This window comes from Streptomyces sp. NP160, from assembly GCF_006335115.1.
Lineage (GTDB): Bacteria > Actinomycetota > Actinomycetes > Actinomycetales > Quadrisphaeraceae > Quadrisphaera.
The window spans coordinates 46445-62513 of the sequence record NZ_VDMJ01000028.1; the positions used below are offsets into that span (position 1 = coordinate 46445).

A 16069-nucleotide genomic window follows, 5' to 3' on the forward strand; every position below is an offset into this window, starting at 1 on the left:
AGCACGTGATGCGCCTCTTCGTGTCCCTGGAGCCACCGCTGGACGCGACGCAGCCGGTGGCCGACGCCGTCGCCGAGCTCGGCCGGGTGCCGGGCGTGCGGTGGTCGCCTCCGTCCCGCTGGCACGTGACCCTGGCGTTCCTCGGTGAGCTCGACGACGACGACGTCCGCCGTCTGCTGCCGCCGCTGCGCTCCGCCGCGGCGGCGACCGGTCCGGTGAGGCTGCGTCTGGCGGGCACGGGGACCTTCGGCACGAGCGTGCTCTGGGCGGGGGTGACCGGCGACGTCGAGCGGCTCGCGGCCCTGGCGGCTGGCGTCGCCGACGCGGCGCGGGCGGCCGGGGTGGCGATCGAGGAGCGCGCCTACCGGCCGCACGTCACGCTCGCGCGCGCCGCCGGGCGGGGTGGGGCCGGCGCGCTCGGCCAGCTGGCCGACCAGCTGGCCGACCAGCTGATCGGCGCGCGGGGACCGACGTGGACCGCCACCGGAGCGCGACTGGTGCGCAGCCACACCTCTGACGGGCGCTACGAGGTGCTGGAGCACCTGCCGCTGGTGGCCGACGCTCCATGGTCACGGAGGGGCAGGGGAGGTCAGCGGCCGCGGGACAGGTAGGTCCTGCGGACGACGTCCTCCACGTCGGGCTCCTCCACGGACAGGTCGCGCACCTCCACCCGGTCGCTCACCGCTGACAGGACCACCGCCGCCGTCGTGGCCGCGTCGTCGAACGCCAGCCGCTGGCGCAGCCCGCCGGCCTCGCTGCCGAGGTGCTCGGCGTGCGGTACGCCCACCAGGTCCGGGCTCGGCGCGGCCAGGTCCACCACGAGCACCCGGCGCGCGCCCACCTCCTTCGACAGACCGCTGAGCGACCCGTCGTAGGCCAGGCGGCCGCGGTCGACCAGCAGCACCCGCTCGCACAGCCGGGACACGTCACCCATGTCGTGGGTGGTGAGCAGCAGCGTGGTGCCGTGCGCCGCCCGCTCGGCCAGGAGGAACTCCCGCAGCCGCTGCTTGCTCAGCACGTCCAGGCCGATGGTGGGCTCGTCGAGCACGAGCAGGTCGGGGGAGTGCAGCAGCGCCGCGGCCACCTCCCCGCGCATCCGCTGCCCCAGCGACAGCTGCCGCACGGGCGCTGTGAGGAACTCGCCCAGCTCGAGGCGTTCGACCAGCTCGGCCGTCCGCTCGCGCTCCCGCGCAGCGCTCAGCCCGTGCACGGCGGCGAGGATCCGGTACGACTCCGCCAGCGGCAGGTCCCACCACAGCTGCGACCGCTGCCCGAAGACCACCCCCAGCCGCCGGGCCAGTGCCCGGCGCTGAGCGACCGGCTCCAGCCCGCAGGTCGTCACCGTGCCGGAGGTGGGCACGAGGATGCCGGCGAGCATCTTGATCGTCGTCGACTTCCCCGCGCCGTTCGCGCCGATGTACCCCACCGACTCCCCGGCCCCGATGGTCAGGGTGAGGTCGTCGACAGCGGTCACCTCGCGCCGCCCGAGCACGCCGGACCGCACGCGGAACCTCCGCGTGAGCCGCTCCACCTGCACGGCGGGCGTCGTCGTCATCCTCCGCCCCCCTGGTAGTGCCGCACGCCGGTGCGCCAGGCCAGCAGCGCGACCGCCCACGTCCACACCGCGGCGAGCGGCGCCAGCCAGCCGGCCCACCCGGGCAGCCACCCCGGCCCCGGCAGGTCGAGCAGCGCCACCACCGGCAGGTACGCGGTGAACGCCATCGGGATGGCGAAGCCGAAGACCGCCACGAGGGGCTTCGCCCACACCGACGCCGGCTGCGTGGCGGCGTAGCGGCCGCCGTAGACGGCGGCGGCGGTGGCCTCGGCCGCGTCCACGAGGAAGAACTGCACGCCCGCCGCCGCCACGAACACCGCCGCGAACGTCAGCGCGCTGGTCAGGACCACGAGCGCCAGGAACGCGACGAGCAGCGGCGTCCAGGCGACGTCGTTGACCGCCACGCCCACGCCGAGCGCCACCACGGCCACGCCGATGCGCGTGACGCGTCGCAGGCTGATGTCGCTGGTCACCAGCTGCGCGAGCAGCGGCTGGGGCCGCAGGTAGAAGACGTCGAGGGTGCCGCTGCGCAGGTAGGTCGGCAGCGTGTCGAGGTGGCCGACGACGAGGTCGGCGAGGCTGAAGGACAGGTCGGCGATGCCGAAGACCAGGACGACGGCGGCGAGGTCGAGCCCGCCGAGGCTGTCCACGGAGTGGAACAGCACGAGCACCTCGGCCAGCTGGACGACGCCGACCAGCAGCGAGCTGAGCAGGTCGAGCGCGAAGCCGCCGCGGTAGCTGGTCTGGCTGCGGACGCGGCTGGCGACGACGGCGCGGTAGGGGCGCCACCGCGAGCCCCGCCGCCCCAGGACCTCAGCCACCCTGCACCTCCAGGCGGCGTCGGCCGGCGCGGGTCATCAGCTGGCCGGCCACGAGCGCGCCCGCCAGCCAGGCGAGCTGGGTGAGCAGGGCGAGCGCGGCCTCGGCGCCGACCACGCGGCCGGAGAGCAGGTCCACCGGTGTCTGCAGCATCGAGGGGAACGGCGTCGCCTGCGCCAGCGCGAACAGCCGACCCGGGAAGATCGACACCGGGACGAACAGTCCGGCGAAGAAGCCGGCCACCACCATGTAGAAGACCTGCAGCCCGCGGGTCTCCACGGTCCAGAAGCCGGTGGCGGCCACGAGGTAGACCACGAGGTGCGACAGGACGACGGCGAGCAGTGCGCTGAGGAGCCCGGCGCCCAGGACGGCGGGGTCGAGGGGGATGCGCATGCCGCCGACCGTCAGCGCGAGCACGAGGATCGGTACCCCGCGCGGCAGCAGCGAGAACAGCGCCCGGCCGACCTCCTGCGCCGTGGTGGAGGTCTGCAGGTCCAGGGGTCGGAGCAGGTCGACGGCGACGCTGCCGTCCCGCATCCGGTCCGCCAGGTCGATGCGCCCGAAGAGGTTGACCGAGCCGAGCAGCGCCTGGCTGAGCCAGGCGTAGGCGATGACGGCACGGGTGTCGTACCCCGCCAGCTCGCCGCCGCCCGCGGCCACGGCGGCGGTGAGCACGCTGACCTTGAGGAAGCCGAAGGTCGCGTTGGCGACGAGGCCGCCCAGCGCTGCTGCCCGGTAGGTGGAGCCGCGGCGCCAGCCGGCGGCGAGCAGGCGACCGTGCACCCGCAGCCAGGTCGCGCCGGTGGGGCTGTGGTCAGGGCCCGCCTGCGCTGGCTGGCCGTCGTGACGCACGGTCACAGGAACCTACTCGCGAGGCCACCTCCCGCCAACCCCTCGATCACCGCGGGGTGGCCGACCGTCCATGATCACGGTGGTAGCGGGAGCACGAACCCCGTCCCACCGTGATCATGGTCCCCCGCAAGCGGGAGGTGCCCCCAGGTCGGCCACCAGGCTCGGCGGGGTCACAGCTCCAGCGCGTAGGTCCGGTAGGTGGTGTCGCGGACCCAGCCCTCGCTCTCGTAGAGGGCCTGCGCGGACGTGTTGGTGTGCGCGGTCTCGAGGACGGCCGTCGTCGCGCCCGCGGCGCGCGCCCGCTCGGCGACGGCGCGCAGCAGCGCCCGCCCGACACCGAGCCGGCGGGCGGCCGGGTCGACGAAGAGGTCGTAGAGCACCCACGCCGGGGCGAGCTCGAGCGAGGCCCAGGAGGGGTAGCACTGCGCGAACCCCACCACCGCCCCACCGCGGGCGGGGTCCTCGGCGAGCAGGACGACGCCCTCCCCGTTCGCGATCCGCGCTGCCAGGTACGCGATCACCTCGGCGGGCTCGCGGGGGTGCTCGTAGAAGTCGAGGTAGCCGGCGAACAGCCGCGCCACCTCCTCGACGTCGTCGACCGTCGCCGTCCGCACCACCACACCGCTGGTCACGGGGGTCATCCTGGCGCGCCGTGCGGAGCGCCGGAAGGGATGGCCGACCTGGGGAATCGGCCGACGGAGGGCGAGGGCGCTTGCGACCGAGCGGGGGCGAGCCCCACAGTGAGCGGGTGAGCCAGGAGCGCGGAGCCGTCCACCGGCTCGTCGTCGCGCTCGCGGTGCTGCTCGGGCCGCTGCTCCTGCTGGGGCCGTCCGCCCTGTCCGGCCACGGGCTGCCGCAGGCCCTCGCCGGCGGCGCGCTGGCCGCGGCCGTCCTCGCCGGTTCCGCGCTGGCCGCTGGCCTCGCGGTGGCGACGGCGCTCGCCGTCCTGCTGCTCACCGCTCCACCGCGCGCGCCCGCCGCGGTGCGCTGGCAGGCGGACGTCGTCGTCCGCCTCGACGACAGGCCGGGACGCCCCGGCCGCACGCGCTCACGGGCGCCGGGCGCGGGGACCTCCCCGCGCCGCCTCGCCTGCTGACGACCCGGCGCGGGGGACCACCGTCCCCTCGCACGTCTGGAGCGTCCGCATGCCCTCGTCCTGGTCCCTGCTCAACCCGCTCGCCTGGCTGGAGACCGCGGTCTCCGGCGTCCTCGTCGCCGCGCACGCGCTGCTCGGCGCGCTCGGGCTCGACCCCGCCTCCGGTGCCGCGTGGGTCGGCGCCGTCGTCGTCCTCGTGGTGCTGGTGCGGCTCGCGCTGCTGCCGCTGGTGCTGCGGCAGGTGCGGGTCTCCCACCGGCTGGCGCGCATCGCCCCGCAGCTGCGCGCGCTGCAGGGCCGGTACTCCCGGCCCACCGGTCCGGGCGGGCGGAGGCAGCTCACGCGCGACCCCGCCGAGCTGGCCCGGTGGCGTGCCGAGCAGAAGGCGCTGCACGCCGAGGCCGGGGCATCGCCGCTGTCCTTCCTGCCGGTGCTGCTGCAGCTCCCGGTGATGGTCGCGCTGGCGCGGGTGCTCGACGGGGCCGCCCGCGGGCACGCCGTCGGGCTGCTGACGCCGGTGGCCGCGGCCCAGGCCGGGGCCGCCACGGTGCTGGGCGCACCGCTGTCCGCCTCGCTGCTGGGTGGGGGCGACGGTGGAGCGGGGACGCTCGCGGCAGCGGCGCTCGTCGTCGTCGTCGCGGTGGCGACGTGGGTCACCACGCACCGCCAGCTCGCCCTCGGCACCGCCCCCGAGGCGCTGGAGGGGCCGGTCGGCCAGGCCCAGCGGATGACCGTCTGGCTGGTGCCGCTGGCCATGGCCGCCGCCAGCGCGGCGGTGCCGCTGGGGCTGCTCGTGTACTGGGCCAGCTCGGCGGTGTGGTCGCTCGGCCAGGGCGCAGCGCTGCTGAGGTGGATGCCGACGCCGGGGACGCCGGCCGCAGCCGCGCGCGAGCGGCGGCTGGCGGCGCGCGAGGTCGGGGTGTGAGGCGGTGGTGCTCCGGAAGTCCATGATCACGGTGGGGTGGGCCGGGCGCCGGGGGAGGGCTACGCTCCGCGGCGTGCCCTCGCAGGTGCCCCGCCCCCCGGTGGCCGTGGTCCGGTGCGGTGGCCAGCGCCGCGAGCTCGCGCCGGGGGAGCAGCTCGCCTTCGGCCGCGGGCAGGGCAACGACCTGCGCATCGGTCACGACCCGGCCGACCTGCGCATCCCGCGCTACGCCGGCCGCCTCGAGTGCCGCCCCGACGGCGTGCTGCTCCACAACACCTCAGACAAGCGGGCGCTGGTGGTGGAGACCTTCCCCGGCGAGCCGTTCGAGGTGGCCCCGCTCATGGTGGCCGGCACCGGCCCGCACGACCTCGTCACCGTGCGGATCGACGGCGAGCACGGCCGGTACGCGCTGTCCGTGGACGTCACCGGGCTCCGCGCGGCCGGGCCCGCGCCGCGGGCGCCGCTGCCCATGACGGCGGTGGTCGGCGGCCCGAGCAGCGCGACGGTCGGCTTCGCCCGGATCGAGTCGCTCACCCCGCGCCACCGGCTGCTGCTGTGCGCGTTGTGCCTGCCGTCGGCGTTCGGGTGGAACGGCCAGCACGGCACGCCGTCCTACGCCGAGATGGAGCAGATCCTCGCCGAGCGCGGACACCGCACCAGCGCCAAGACCGTCCGCAACGTCCTGGACGACCTGCGCCGGGAGCTGGCCACCGCGCACGGCGTCGACGGGGTGTGGGAGGAGGCCGGCGCCGAGCGCGCGGGCCGGGAGTCGTACCTCCCGCGGCTGGCGCGGTGGGCGCGCCTGAGCGGCAACGTCACCACCGAGGAGCTCGCCGACTTCGAGGCCCTCGCCGGCTGACACGACCTCTGACCTGCGAGGACGACGACGCCGGGCACCCGTGCCCTGCTGCGCGGAGCGCGGTCGGAGTTGTCTCTCCTCATCGCCACCGGCACCCCGCCGGGGCAGGCACACCGAGGAGCCCGCCGTGAACGCCACCAGCCCCGCCGCCACCGCCACCACCGCCACCACCGCTGCGACCCGCCGCAGCCGCCTCCGCTCCCGCGCGGCCCGCCTGGGCATGCTGGTGTCCCTCTTCGCCCTGCCGCTCGGGGTCGGCGGGATCGCGCTGGCCGGCGCGGCGAACGCCGCCGAGCCGAAGACCGTGCACACCAGCGACGGCCGGTCCGTGGACGCGCTCGGCGGCAAGCACTCCGACGGCTTCGGCGCCGACGGCAGCTACGACCCCCACGCCCACGTCGTGTGGTGGGCCGCCGGCGAGCGCTTCACCGAGAGCCACCACGACGGCTGCAACCCGTACACCTTCATCTACGGCGGCGTGGAGACGGACCCGCGCTGCCCGGTCGGGCAGGTGACGAGCGACTGGAACGTCGACTTCACCAAGGACGCCCTTCAGCAGGCCGGCTTCCGCACCTACGACCTGAGCAGCAGCGACCTCACCACCTTCTGGGGCCTCGGCCTGGTGACGAACTACTACCACCACGTCGACCACCCGCAGGACGACTACGTGCCCCTGGGCGGTGACGTGGTCCTCTTCACCGACGCCTCGGGCGAGCAGGGTGCCGTCGGCGTCGTGCTCGAGGCGAAGAGCGCGTCCAAGGTCAAGGTCACCGTCGGTGACGTCAGCGGCAAGCTCGTCACGAAGTGGATCGACCCGGCGACGGCGACGGTCCGCGGCTTCCACGTGACCAGCTACGTGACGCCGGACTACCAGGGCTGAGGTCGGCTCGTGCCGCCCCGTCCACCACGAGACGTGTGACGGCCGACGTGCAGGAGTCCCCTGCGCCCCCCGCACCGGGGGCCGCGGGGGACTCCTGCACGTCCGGAGTCACGCCCCGCCCTGGTCAGCGACCGACGTCGAGGATGCGCACCTGCCCCTGGTCCAGCAGCGTGACGTAGGCCTGCTCGCCGTCCGGTCGCACCGAGATGCTCGTCGGGTTCCCCCCGACGGGGATGCTCGCTGTGACGGTGTTCGTGGCGGTGTCGAGGACGTCGACGGTGCCGGCGTCGACGTTGGCCGTGTACAGGTGCTGGCCGTCGGGGGCGAAGGCGATGTCCTGCGGCTTCGCGTCCACCGGGACGGTCGCCACCACCGCGTGCGTGGCAGCGTCGATGACCCACACCTCGTTGCTGTCGTAGCAGACCACCGCCACCCGCGACCCGTCCGGCGAGACGGCGGTGCTGTGGGGCGCCTCGCCCACGGCGACCTCCTGGGTCGTCTGCCGCGTCGCCGCGTCGATGACGCTGATGACCCCCGACTCGTGGTTGGCCGTGAAGACGGTCTTGCCGTCCTTGCTGAACGCCACCCAGTGCGGGTTGGGGGCCACGTCCTTCTCGGCCACGACGGTGGCGGTCGCGACGTCGATGATGTCGAGCTTGCCGGTGTCGTGGCTGGGCACCCACAGCTGGGAGCCGTCCGGCGTCGTCGCCGACGCGAAGGGCCGCTGCCCCACCGGCACCACGTGGGTGATCTCGTTCGTCGCGGTGTCGAGGAACACCACGTCGTTCTGGTCGTACGTGGTCGCGCCCGTCTTGCGGTAGGTGCTGATGTAGGCGGTACCGCCGTCGGGGGAGAAGGACAGGAACTGCGGTGGCCCCGCGTCGACCGTGATCGTCGCGGTGACCTGGTTGACGGCGGTGTCGATGACCGTCACCACGCCCGCGTCGCGGTTGGCGACGTAGGCGAACCGCCCGTCCGGCGTCACCTCCACGAAGCCCGGCGTCTCGCCGACCGGGATGGTGGGCCCGACCGCCGGGATGGCGACGCTCGCCGCGGGCGCCACGGCCGCCGGTGTGCTGGGGGCGCTGGTCGCCGGCGTCTGCGCCGCAGGCCCCTCGACGGCGCTGGAGGCGGCCGGGGTCGCCTCGTCCGGCCAGAACAGCCACCACGCCCCCGCGCCGACGGCCCCGACGAGCAACAGGGCGACGACGACGAGGGCGACCAGGCCGCCGTGGCGCCTGCGGCGCTGCTCGCCCGCGCCGGGCGGCGGTGCCGGTGCCGAGGTGGGGGCGCTGGGTGCGGCGTGCGCGCTGCGCGGGGCCGGCGCGTGCTGCCGGGGCGCCGGCCGCTGCCCGGCGTGCGCTCGCGGACGGCCCCCGTGGGAGCGGTCGACGGGGCGCGGCGCAGGCCGAGGGGGACCCGGCGGGCCGTCGGTGGGCCGGGCGACGGTCGGCTCGTCCGCCAGCGGCGCCGCCGCAGCGCGGGGCAACACGGTCAGCGGCTCGTTCGCGCGGGCCGGGGCTCCTCCCGGCGACCCCGCTCCGGGCGCACGCGGGCGGACCACCTCGACGGTCTCCTCCTCGGCGCCCGCTGCACCGGCGGCGGGGGCCGCCGTCCGGCGCGCCTCGACCGTCTCCGCCGCCTCGACCGGCACCACCGCCTCGACCGGCACCGCCGCCTCGACCGGCACCGCCGCGGCGGCGGCCGCCGGCAGCGGGTCGGTGGTGCGGTGCGCTCCACCTGCGACCACCAGGCCCAGCCCGACCGCGCCGGCGCCTGCGGCGGTGGCCGGTGCGCTGGCGGCGGGGACCTCCGGCGTCGCCGGCGTCGTGCGGCCGCGGTCGTCGTCGTCCTCAGCAGCGGGGGAGGGGCCGGCGGTCGGCGCGTCGCGCAGGTCGATGACGTCGCCGCGGTCCGTCCAGCGCACCGGCGCCGCCCCGCCGAGCGCCTCCTGCGCAGCCGCGGCCAGCTCGCCGGCGGTGGCGTACCGGTCGTCGGGGTTCTTCGCCATGCCGCGCAGCACCACGTCGTCGAGGGCGGCGGGCAGCGCCGGGTTCACGCTGCTGGGCGGCTCCGGCTCGGTGTAGAAGTGCGCGTACATGAGCGATGGCAGGTCGTGGCCGGGGAAGGGCCGCCGCGAGGTGAGGAACTCGTAGAGCATGCAGGCCAGCGAGTAGACGTCGGCGCGGGCGTCGATCGGCTGCGTGGTGAAGCGCTCCGGCGCCATGTAGTCGAGCGTGCCCACGGTGGCGCCGGTGACCGTCAGCGAGGTGCGGGTGGTGCCGACCTGCCGGGCGATGCCGAAGTCGACCACGTAGACGAAGCCGCTCGGCGTCACGAGGAGGTTGGACGGCTTCACGTCCCGGTGCACCAGCCCCTCGGCGTGGGCGGAGTCGAGCGCCTGCGCGGTCTGCTCGACCAGGTGCACGGCCTGATCGGGCGTCAGCTCGCCGCTGGCGAGCAGCCCGGCGGCGTCGCGGCCGTCGACCAGGCGCATGTCGATGAACAGCCGCCCGTCCACCTCGCCGAAGTCGTGGATGGGGATGATGTGCGGGTCGCGCAGGCGCGCGGCGATGTGCTGCTCGCGGCGGAAGCGGGAGCTGTACTCGTGGTCGTGGCTGAACGCCTCGGGCAGCACCTTGAGCGCCACGCGGCGGTCGCGGACGGTGTCGTGGGCGCGGTGCACCTCGCCCATGCCGCCCGCGCCCAGCAGGGCCTCGAGCACGTAGGGACCGAGCGAGCGCTGCTCCATGGCGCCACCTCCGCCGGCGGACGCTACTCGCGGCGAGCGTCGCCCGACAGGGTGCTGGCCCGTGTCCGCGCGGGACCCGCCGGGGGAACGCGCCCTCAGCCGCAGGCGAGGCGCACGTAGCCGGTGACCGGTTCGCCGCGCTGGGTGGAGACGGCGGGGTCGACCCAGCGCGTGACCAGCGCGTCGTCGTCGTCACCGACCACCACCTTGACCTTGGACGGGCTCGCCGCCTCCAGCACGAGCCCGACAGCGCCGGTGCGCCCCGACGGGTCCGTCCACAGCACCGCGTCGCCGGGGCCGGGCGTGACGGCGGCCCCCGGCGCGTAGGGCGTGTAGTCGCCCTCCTCGCGGAAGGTGGTGAGGTCGTCGTCGCGCACCGCGTCGGGCAGGCAGCCGCCGTTGACCCACGCGTCCTTGACGAAGTCGACGTTCCAGTCGCTCTTCACCTGCCCGACGGGGCAGGCGGGGTCGGTCTCGACCCCTCCGTAGATGAACGTGTAGGGGTTGCAGCCGTCTCCGTCGACCTCGCGGAACCGCTCCTGCGAGGCCCACCACACCGCCTGCTCGCCGTGGTCGAGGGAGCCGTCGGCGGCGTAGCCGCTGGGGTAGGTCGCAGCCACCGCGTCCGGGTGGACGCCCGCGTCGCTGCCGCCCGTGGCCCTGCCGGCTCCGCCGGTGCTGGCCCCTCCTGCGTCCGCCGAGGACGACGACGAGGGCGCACCGCCCGCCGCGGCCTCGCCCGCACCCGCGGTGGCCCCGGAGGGCAGAGCGCCGGCGTCGCTGCCGGGCTCGGAGGAGGTGCCGGCAGCGGTCTGGCGGGCGTCGCGGTCGAAGGGGCCCAGGCCGAGGAGCATCGCGACCCCGACCGCCGCCAGCACGACCAGCGCGGCGCCGCCCACCAGCGCCAGCGGCGCGCGGCGGCGCCGTCGGCCCGCGGGACGCCCGGGGGCGGCGCTGCCCTGCCACGCCGGCGCGGTCGCAGGCTGGGTCGGCTGCTGGGTCGGCTGCCTGAAGGCCTGGCCGTGGCCCCCGCGGAGCTCGGTCTCCTGCGCCTGCTGGGTGCCCGACGCCGCCGGGGTCCACGTCGGCGCGGCGGCGGTCTCCGCTGCGGCGGCAGCAGCTGCCGCTGGCGGTGGTCCGGGCGCCCAGGTCGGCGCGTCTGTCGGCTCGTCGTGCTGTGAGCCAGTCGCCGCGCGCGTCGTCGTCGTCATCGCGGGGTCGGAGGGAGGCGGTGGTGGCGCCCAGCCCGGCGCGTGCTGGGCGCGGCCGCCGAGGGCCGCGTGGGCGGCGGCGGTCATCTCGCCGCACGTGGCGAAGCGGGCGGCCGGGTCCTTCGCCATGCCGCGCAGCACCACGGCGTCGAGGGCGGGCGGGAGGCCTGGCACCCGTTGGCTCGGCGGGACGGGGCGGACGTGGAAGTGGGCGTACAGGAGGCTCGGCAGGTCGTCGCCGGTGAAGGGGCGGGCGCCGGTCAGGCACTCGTAGAGCACGCAGGCCAGGGAGTAGACGTCGCTGCTGGGCTCCAGCGGTGCGGCGGTGAAGCGCTCCGGCGCCATGTACGCCAGCGTGCCGAGGGTCGCGCCGGTGGCGGTCAGCGACGTCGCGGTGGCGGTGGTCGACCTGGCGATGCCGAAGTCGACGACGTAGACGAAGCCCTGCGGCGTGACCAGGAGGTTGGAGGGCTTGATGTCGCGGTGGACCAGCCGGGCGGCGTGTGCGGCGTCGAGGGCCTGCGCCGCCTGGTCGGCCACGTGCACGGCGCGCTCGGGGGGCAACGGGCCGTCGTCGAGGACGTGGGCGAGGTCGCGGCCCTCCACGAGGCGCATGTCGATGAAGAGGCGGCCGTCGACCTCGCCGAAGTCGTGGATGGGGATGATGTGCGGCTCGTTGAGCTGCGCGGCGACGTGCTGCTCGCGGCGGAAGCGGGCGGTGAAGTCGTGGTCGGCGCCGATGCCGTCGGCGAGCACCTTGAGGGCCACCTGCCGGCCGCGGACGGTGTCGACGGCGCGGTGCACCTCACCCATCCCGCCCGCGCCGAGCAGCGACACCAGCTCGTACTGACCCAGCCTGCGCTGCTCCACCCGGCCACCTCCGCGGGGCGGAGCGTAGTGGCGCGGCCGGTCGCAGCGGGAGGGTCGTCGTCACGCCCGGGCGCGTCCCGCCGACCATGCAGAAACCGGGCCGGAGGCCTGCTGGGGCCCTCGCTCAGGACTTCTGCACGCCCGGCGGGACGTGGAGCATCGACCGCTCGGGCGCCGATGTGTTGTCACCGGGAGGCGCCTGACCCGTCGAAGCGGTGGTGGGGGCGGCGGTCCTGCACGTCCGTCGTCACACAGGAGGTGGCCGTCCGTCCATGATCACGGTCGAACGGGGGTGGTGCGGGGTCAGGCCCAGGGGTCGGCGATGCCGGCGTAGAGCGTCTCGAGGTACTCCTCGATGCCCTCTTCGCCGCCCTCGCGGCCCAGGCCTGACTGCTTGACCCCGCCGAACGGCGCCGCCGGGTTGGAGATGACGCCGGCGTTGATGCCGAGCATCCCCGTCTCCAGGCGCTCGGTCAGCCGCAGCGCCCGCGCCGTGGAGCCCGTGTACGCGTAGGCGATGAGCCCGAACTCGGTGTCGTTGGCCAGGGCCACGGCCTCGTCCTCGGTCTCGAAGGTCGTCACCGGGGCGACGGGGCCGAAGATCTCCTCCTTGAGCAGCCTCGAGCCGAGCGGGACGTCGGCGAGGACGGTGGGGGAGAAGAAGTAGCCCGGTCCCTCGACGCGCCCGCCCCCGGTCAGCACCTTCGCGCCGCGGGAGACGGCGTCGTCGACGAGGTCGGCGATCTTGGTGCGTCCCTTCTCGTTGATGATCGGGCCCACCTGCGCGCCCTCCTCGGTGCCGCGCGCCACCTTCATGCCGCCGATGCGCGCCGCGAGCTTCGCCGAGAACGCCGCCGCCACCGCGGAGTGCACGTAGAAGCGGTTGGCCGAGGTGCACGCCTCCCCGCCGTTGCGCATCTTCGCCAGCAGGGCGCCCTCCACGGCGGCGTCGAGGTCGGCGTCCTCGAAGACGAGGAACGGGGCGTTGCCGCCCAGCTCCATCGACGTCCTCAGCACCTGCTCGGAGGCCTGCTTGAGCAGCACCTTGCCCACCGGCGTGGAGCCGGTGAAGGAGAGCTTGCGCAGCCGGGGGTCCGCGATGAGCGGCCCGGTCACGTCACCGGCCTTCGTGCACGGGATGAGGTTGACCACGCCGTCCGGCAGCCCCGCGTCGAGGAGGACCTGCGCGAACAGCAGCGCCGTGAGCGGCGTCTCCGCCGCCGGCTTCAGCACCACGGTGCACCCCGCGGCCAGCGCCGGCGCGATCTTCCGCGTGGCCATGGCCAGGGGGAAGTTCCACGGCGTGATGAACAGGCACGGGCCCACCGGCTTCTTCACCACCAGCAGGCGCTGCTTGCCGTCCGGTGCGGGCAGGTAGCGCCCCGCGACGTGGGCGGCCTGCTCCGAGCTCCACCGGAGGAACTCCGAGCCGTACGCCACCTCGCCGCGCGCCTCGGCCACGGACTTGCCCATCTCCAGCGTCATGAGCAGGGCGAGGTCGTCGGCGCGGGCGGTGACCGCGTCGAAGGCGCGCCGCAGCAGCTCGGCCCGCTCGCGCGGCGCGGTGCGGCCCCAGGAGTCCTGCGCGGCGACGGCGGCGTCGAGGGCGGCGGCGCCGTCCCCGACCGTGGCGTCGGCGACGGTGGTGAGCACGGCGCCGGTGGCCGGGTCCTCCACGTCGAAGCGCTCGCCGGAGGACGCGGGCACCCAGCGCCCGCCGATGAGCAGGTCGGTGGGGACGCTCGCGACGAGCGCCTCCTCCCGTCCCTGCTGCGTGGAGGTGTCAGTGGTCATGCTCCCGATCCTCCACCCGTGCTCCCCGACCCGCTCTCGGGCCCGTCGAAGAGCACCACCTGCCGCACCGCGCGCCCGTCGGCGAGCGCGTCCATCGCCTCGTTGATGCCGTCGAGCGTGGTGCGCGAGGAGATCAGCGCGTCCACCGGCAGGCGCCCCTCGCGCCACATCTGCGCGTAGGTGGGGATGTCGCGCGCGGGCACCGCCGAGCCCAGGTAGCTGCCGACGATGGTCCGCGCCTCCGCGGTGATGCCGAGCGGCCTGATGGTCGCCTCCGCGGTCGGGGCGGGCAGGCCCACGGTGACCGTGGTGCCCCCGACCCCGGTGAGCGCCACCGCGGTCTCGAAGGCGCGGGCGTTGCCGGCGGCCTCCACCACCACGGGAGCCTTGAGGCCCGCCTCGAGCGCCTCGGCGGGGGTGTGCACCGCCGTGGCGCCCAGCTCGCGGGCGCGGGCCAGCTTCTCCGGCACCGCGTCGACGCCGATGACGTCGCCCAGGCCCAGCGACACCGCGGTGATGAGGGCGGCCATGCCCACCCCGCCCAGGCCGACCACCACCACGGTGTCGCCCTGGGCCGGCTTGCCGGCGTTGAGCACGGCGCCCCCGCCGGTGAGCACCGCGCAGCCGAGGACGGCGGCCACCTCGGGGGGCACGTCGTCGTCGACGGGGACCACCGAGCGGCGGTCGACCACGGCGTGCGTCGCGAACCCGCTGACGCCCAGGTGGTGGTGCAGCTCACCGCTGAGCCCGGAGCCGTCCGCGCCGTGCAGCCGCCGACCCCCGCCGAGCAGCTCGCCGGCGTTGTTGGCCGCCGAGCCCGGCGTGCAGGGGAGCCGGCCGTCGGAGCGACAGCCCGCGCACTCCCCGCAGCGGGGCAGGAAGGCCATCACCACGCGCTGCCCGACGGCGAGGTCGTCCACGCCGTCACCGACCTGCTCCACGCGGCCGCAGGCCTCGTGCCCCAGCAGCATCGGGACCGGACGCACCCGGTTGCCGTCCACGACCGACAGGTCGGAGTGGCAGACGCCGGCGGCCTCCATGCGCACCAGCAGCTCGCCTGGGCCCGGCGGGTCGAGCTCGACGTCGACCACCTCGATCGGCCGGCTGCTCGCGTAGGGGCGCTCCCTGCCGATCTCCACCAGGACGGCGCCGCGCGCCCTCACGACGCCGCTCCCGCGCCCGCCGCCCTCGCGGGGGACGACGACGGGGGCGCGGCGGCCTCCTCGGCCCTGGCGGCCTTCGCCGCGGCCAGCGACGCCGCGACGTCGTCCCCGGCGCGCAGCGGCCGTCCGGCGAAGACGCCCTCGTGCGCCAGCACCGGGCGGCGGTCACCGGCCAGCTCGGGGTGGCGCTCCTCGAGCGCCTCCCGCTCCTCGGCCACCGCCCGCCAGTGCGCGACCGTCTCCCGGTCGCCCCGCCCGACGCCCTCCCAGCTGCGGGGCATCCGCTCGCGCGGCACCCCCGTGGACGCCCGGCCGCCGATGTTGAGCCGGCTCGGGCGGCGGCGGGTGGCGGAGCCGCACGCCGGGCACGCCGGGTCGGGGCTGCTCATCGACGCCAGGCCCGCCTCGAAGCGGTGCCCCTGCGCGCAGGTGAAGTCGTGCAGCACCATCAGCGGTACTCCCCGTCAGGGGCGTAGCGCAGCTGCTTCGCCTGCTCGCCGTCGTGCCCGAAGATGACCTCCGCGCCGGTCTCCTCGGCGATGCCGCGGAGCTTCTCCACGCTCTCCAGCCACGCCAGGTTGTTCCAGACGATGGCGGCGCCCACGGCCGGCGGGCCCCAGGAGTCGCGCAGGTAGACCGCGTCGGAGGTGAAGATCTTGGTGCCCTCCTGGGGCAGGTCCACGCGCAGCGACATGGTCCCCCAGGTGTGGCCGGGGGTCTCGATCACCGAGATGCCGGGGAGGATCTCCACGTCTCCGCTGACCGTCTCGATCGGCAGGCCCTGGTAGTCGCTGACGATGTGCGCGCCCTGGCTGTACCCCTGGATCTTCGAGGCGCCCTCGACCTCCTTGTCGTTGGCGATGATCCGGGTCCTGCCGTTCATGAAGTCCCGGGCGTTGGCGGCGTGGTCGAAGTGCAGGTGGCTCAGCACGAGGATGTCGACGTCGTCCGGCGTGAGCTCGAGCGAGGCGAGCGAGGAGTCGAGGTAGCCGGGGCCGTCGACGGGCTCCTTGACGGGGAAGAAGTCGTGGAAGCCGGTGGGGGCCCAGCGCTCCTCCCAGTCGCGCGGCACGCCGGTGTCCCACAGCACCCGGCCCTCGGGGTGCTCGATGAGCACCGCGTGGGTGGGGCAGTCGCCCCAGACCACGGGGTCGTCCTTGTGGTGGCGGTCGCGGATCGTGCGGCCGCCCTTGAGCAGCAGCCAGGTCAGGTCGGTCTCCATCACACCGGTGGAGAGCACGTGGAGCTTCATCTCGGGAGCAGCACCAGTCACGGAGGGACTCCTCGTCTCGC

General features: G+C 75.5%; 15 protein-coding genes. 5 read left to right on the forward strand and 10 right to left on the reverse strand.

Annotation, left to right across the window (positions count from 1 at the left end; genetic code table 11):
* Positions 1-8: 8 nt before the first annotated feature.
* A complete protein-coding gene (thpR, locus tag FHN55_RS15010) occupies positions 9-611 on the forward strand; it encodes an RNA 2',3'-cyclic phosphodiesterase (protein ID WP_139713138.1) in 603 nt (200 codons plus the stop codon).
* Here the strand turns inward: thpR and FHN55_RS15015 are convergent.
* From FHN55_RS15015 to FHN55_RS15030, 4 genes are all read right to left on the reverse strand, one after another.
* Positions 590-1555 carry an ATP-binding cassette domain-containing protein gene (locus FHN55_RS15015; protein ID WP_139713139.1) on the reverse strand — a complete coding sequence of 322 codons (966 nt, stop codon included), beginning with the start codon at positions 1553-1555 and terminating at the stop codon, positions 590-592. The two genes, thpR and FHN55_RS15015, sit on opposite strands and share 22 nt — an antisense overlap.
* Positions 1552-2376 (reverse strand): ABC transporter permease, encoded by an 825-nt coding sequence (locus FHN55_RS15020; RefSeq protein ID WP_139713140.1) that lies wholly within the window; start codon positions 2374-2376, stop codon positions 1552-1554. Before FHN55_RS15020 ends, FHN55_RS15015 begins: the two co-directional genes overlap by 4 nt.
* Positions 2369-3232 carry an ABC-2 family transporter protein gene (locus FHN55_RS15025; protein WP_218974694.1) on the reverse strand — a complete coding sequence of 288 codons (864 nt, stop codon included), beginning with the start codon at positions 3230-3232 and terminating at the stop codon, positions 2369-2371. Before FHN55_RS15025 ends, FHN55_RS15020 begins: the two co-directional genes overlap by 8 nt.
* Before the next feature lie 164 nt (positions 3233-3396).
* Complete coding sequence (locus tag FHN55_RS15030) at positions 3397-3858, reverse strand: GNAT family N-acetyltransferase (protein WP_257571025.1); 462 nt, start codon at positions 3856-3858, stop codon at positions 3397-3399.
* Between the two features lie 116 nt (positions 3859-3974).
* On the opposite strand from FHN55_RS15030, the gene FHN55_RS15035 reads away from it, so the two are divergent.
* The 4 genes from FHN55_RS15035 (at position 3975) to FHN55_RS15050 (ending at position 6986) form a co-directional block, all read left to right on the forward strand.
* The gene (locus FHN55_RS15035; protein WP_139713142.1) at positions 3975-4322 is read left to right on the forward strand and encodes a hypothetical protein; all 348 of its coding nucleotides are present in this window, start codon (positions 3975-3977) and stop codon (positions 4320-4322) included.
* A gap of 49 nt (positions 4323-4371) precedes the next feature.
* A complete protein-coding gene (gene yidC / locus FHN55_RS15040) occupies positions 4372-5247 on the forward strand; it encodes a membrane protein insertase YidC (RefSeq protein ID WP_139713143.1) in 876 nt (291 codons plus the stop codon).
* A 73-nt stretch (positions 5248-5320) separates the two neighbouring features.
* Positions 5321-6106: a hypothetical protein gene (locus tag FHN55_RS15045; RefSeq protein WP_139713144.1), complete on the forward strand. Its 786-nt coding sequence runs from the start codon at positions 5321-5323 to the stop codon at positions 6104-6106.
* Between the two features lie 127 nt (positions 6107-6233).
* Positions 6234-6986 (forward strand): hypothetical protein, encoded by a 753-nt coding sequence (locus FHN55_RS15050; protein WP_139713145.1) that lies wholly within the window; start codon positions 6234-6236, stop codon positions 6984-6986.
* A 124-nt stretch (positions 6987-7110) separates the two neighbouring features.
* On the opposite strand, the gene FHN55_RS15055 is transcribed toward FHN55_RS15050, so the two are convergent.
* From FHN55_RS15055 to FHN55_RS15080, 6 genes are all read right to left on the reverse strand, one after another.
* Positions 7111-9738 (reverse strand): serine/threonine-protein kinase, encoded by a 2628-nt coding sequence (locus tag FHN55_RS15055; protein WP_139713146.1) that lies wholly within the window; start codon positions 9736-9738, stop codon positions 7111-7113.
* A 95-nt stretch (positions 9739-9833) separates the two neighbouring features.
* The gene (locus tag FHN55_RS15060) at positions 9834-11819 is read right to left on the reverse strand and encodes a serine/threonine-protein kinase (protein WP_218974695.1); all 1986 of its coding nucleotides are present in this window, start codon (positions 11817-11819) and stop codon (positions 9834-9836) included.
* A gap of 303 nt (positions 11820-12122) precedes the next feature.
* A complete protein-coding gene (locus FHN55_RS15065) occupies positions 12123-13613 on the reverse strand; it encodes an NAD-dependent succinate-semialdehyde dehydrogenase (protein ID WP_139713147.1) in 1491 nt (496 codons plus the stop codon).
* Entirely contained in the window at positions 13610-14776 is a 1167-nt protein-coding gene (locus FHN55_RS15070; protein WP_139713148.1) for an alcohol dehydrogenase catalytic domain-containing protein, read from the reverse strand. The genes FHN55_RS15065 and FHN55_RS15070 overlap by 4 nt, the downstream gene beginning before the upstream one ends.
* Positions 14773-15225 carry a zinc ribbon domain-containing protein gene (locus FHN55_RS15075; protein ID WP_139713149.1) on the reverse strand — a complete coding sequence of 151 codons (453 nt, stop codon included), beginning with the start codon at positions 15223-15225 and terminating at the stop codon, positions 14773-14775. The genes FHN55_RS15070 and FHN55_RS15075 overlap by 4 nt, the downstream gene beginning before the upstream one ends.
* Positions 15225-16049 carry an N-acyl homoserine lactonase family protein gene (locus FHN55_RS15080; RefSeq protein WP_257571027.1) on the reverse strand — a complete coding sequence of 275 codons (825 nt, stop codon included), beginning with the start codon at positions 16047-16049 and terminating at the stop codon, positions 15225-15227. The genes FHN55_RS15075 and FHN55_RS15080 overlap by 1 nt, the downstream gene beginning before the upstream one ends.
* Positions 16050-16069: the final 20 nt, after the last annotated feature.

Excerpts from the sequence above, each read along its gene's own strand:
- FHN55_RS15055 (WP_139713146.1), bottom strand. The coding sequence starts at position 9,738 with ATGGAGCAGCGCTCGCTCGGTCCCTACGTGCTCGAGGCCCTGCTGGGC.
- FHN55_RS15015 (WP_139713139.1), bottom strand. The coding sequence starts at position 1,555 with ATGACGACGACGCCCGCCGTGCAGGTGGAGCGGCTCACGCGGAGGTTC.
- FHN55_RS15065 (WP_139713147.1), bottom strand. The coding sequence starts at position 13,613 with ATGACCACTGACACCTCCACGCAGCAGGGACGGGAGGAGGCGCTCGTC.
- thpR (WP_139713138.1), top strand. The coding sequence starts at position 9 with ATGCGCCTCTTCGTGTCCCTGGAGCCACCGCTGGACGCGACGCAGCCG.
- yidC (WP_139713143.1), top strand. The coding sequence starts at position 4,372 with ATGCCCTCGTCCTGGTCCCTGCTCAACCCGCTCGCCTGGCTGGAGACC.
- FHN55_RS15075 (WP_139713149.1), bottom strand. The coding sequence starts at position 15,225 with ATGGTGCTGCACGACTTCACCTGCGCGCAGGGGCACCGCTTCGAGGCG.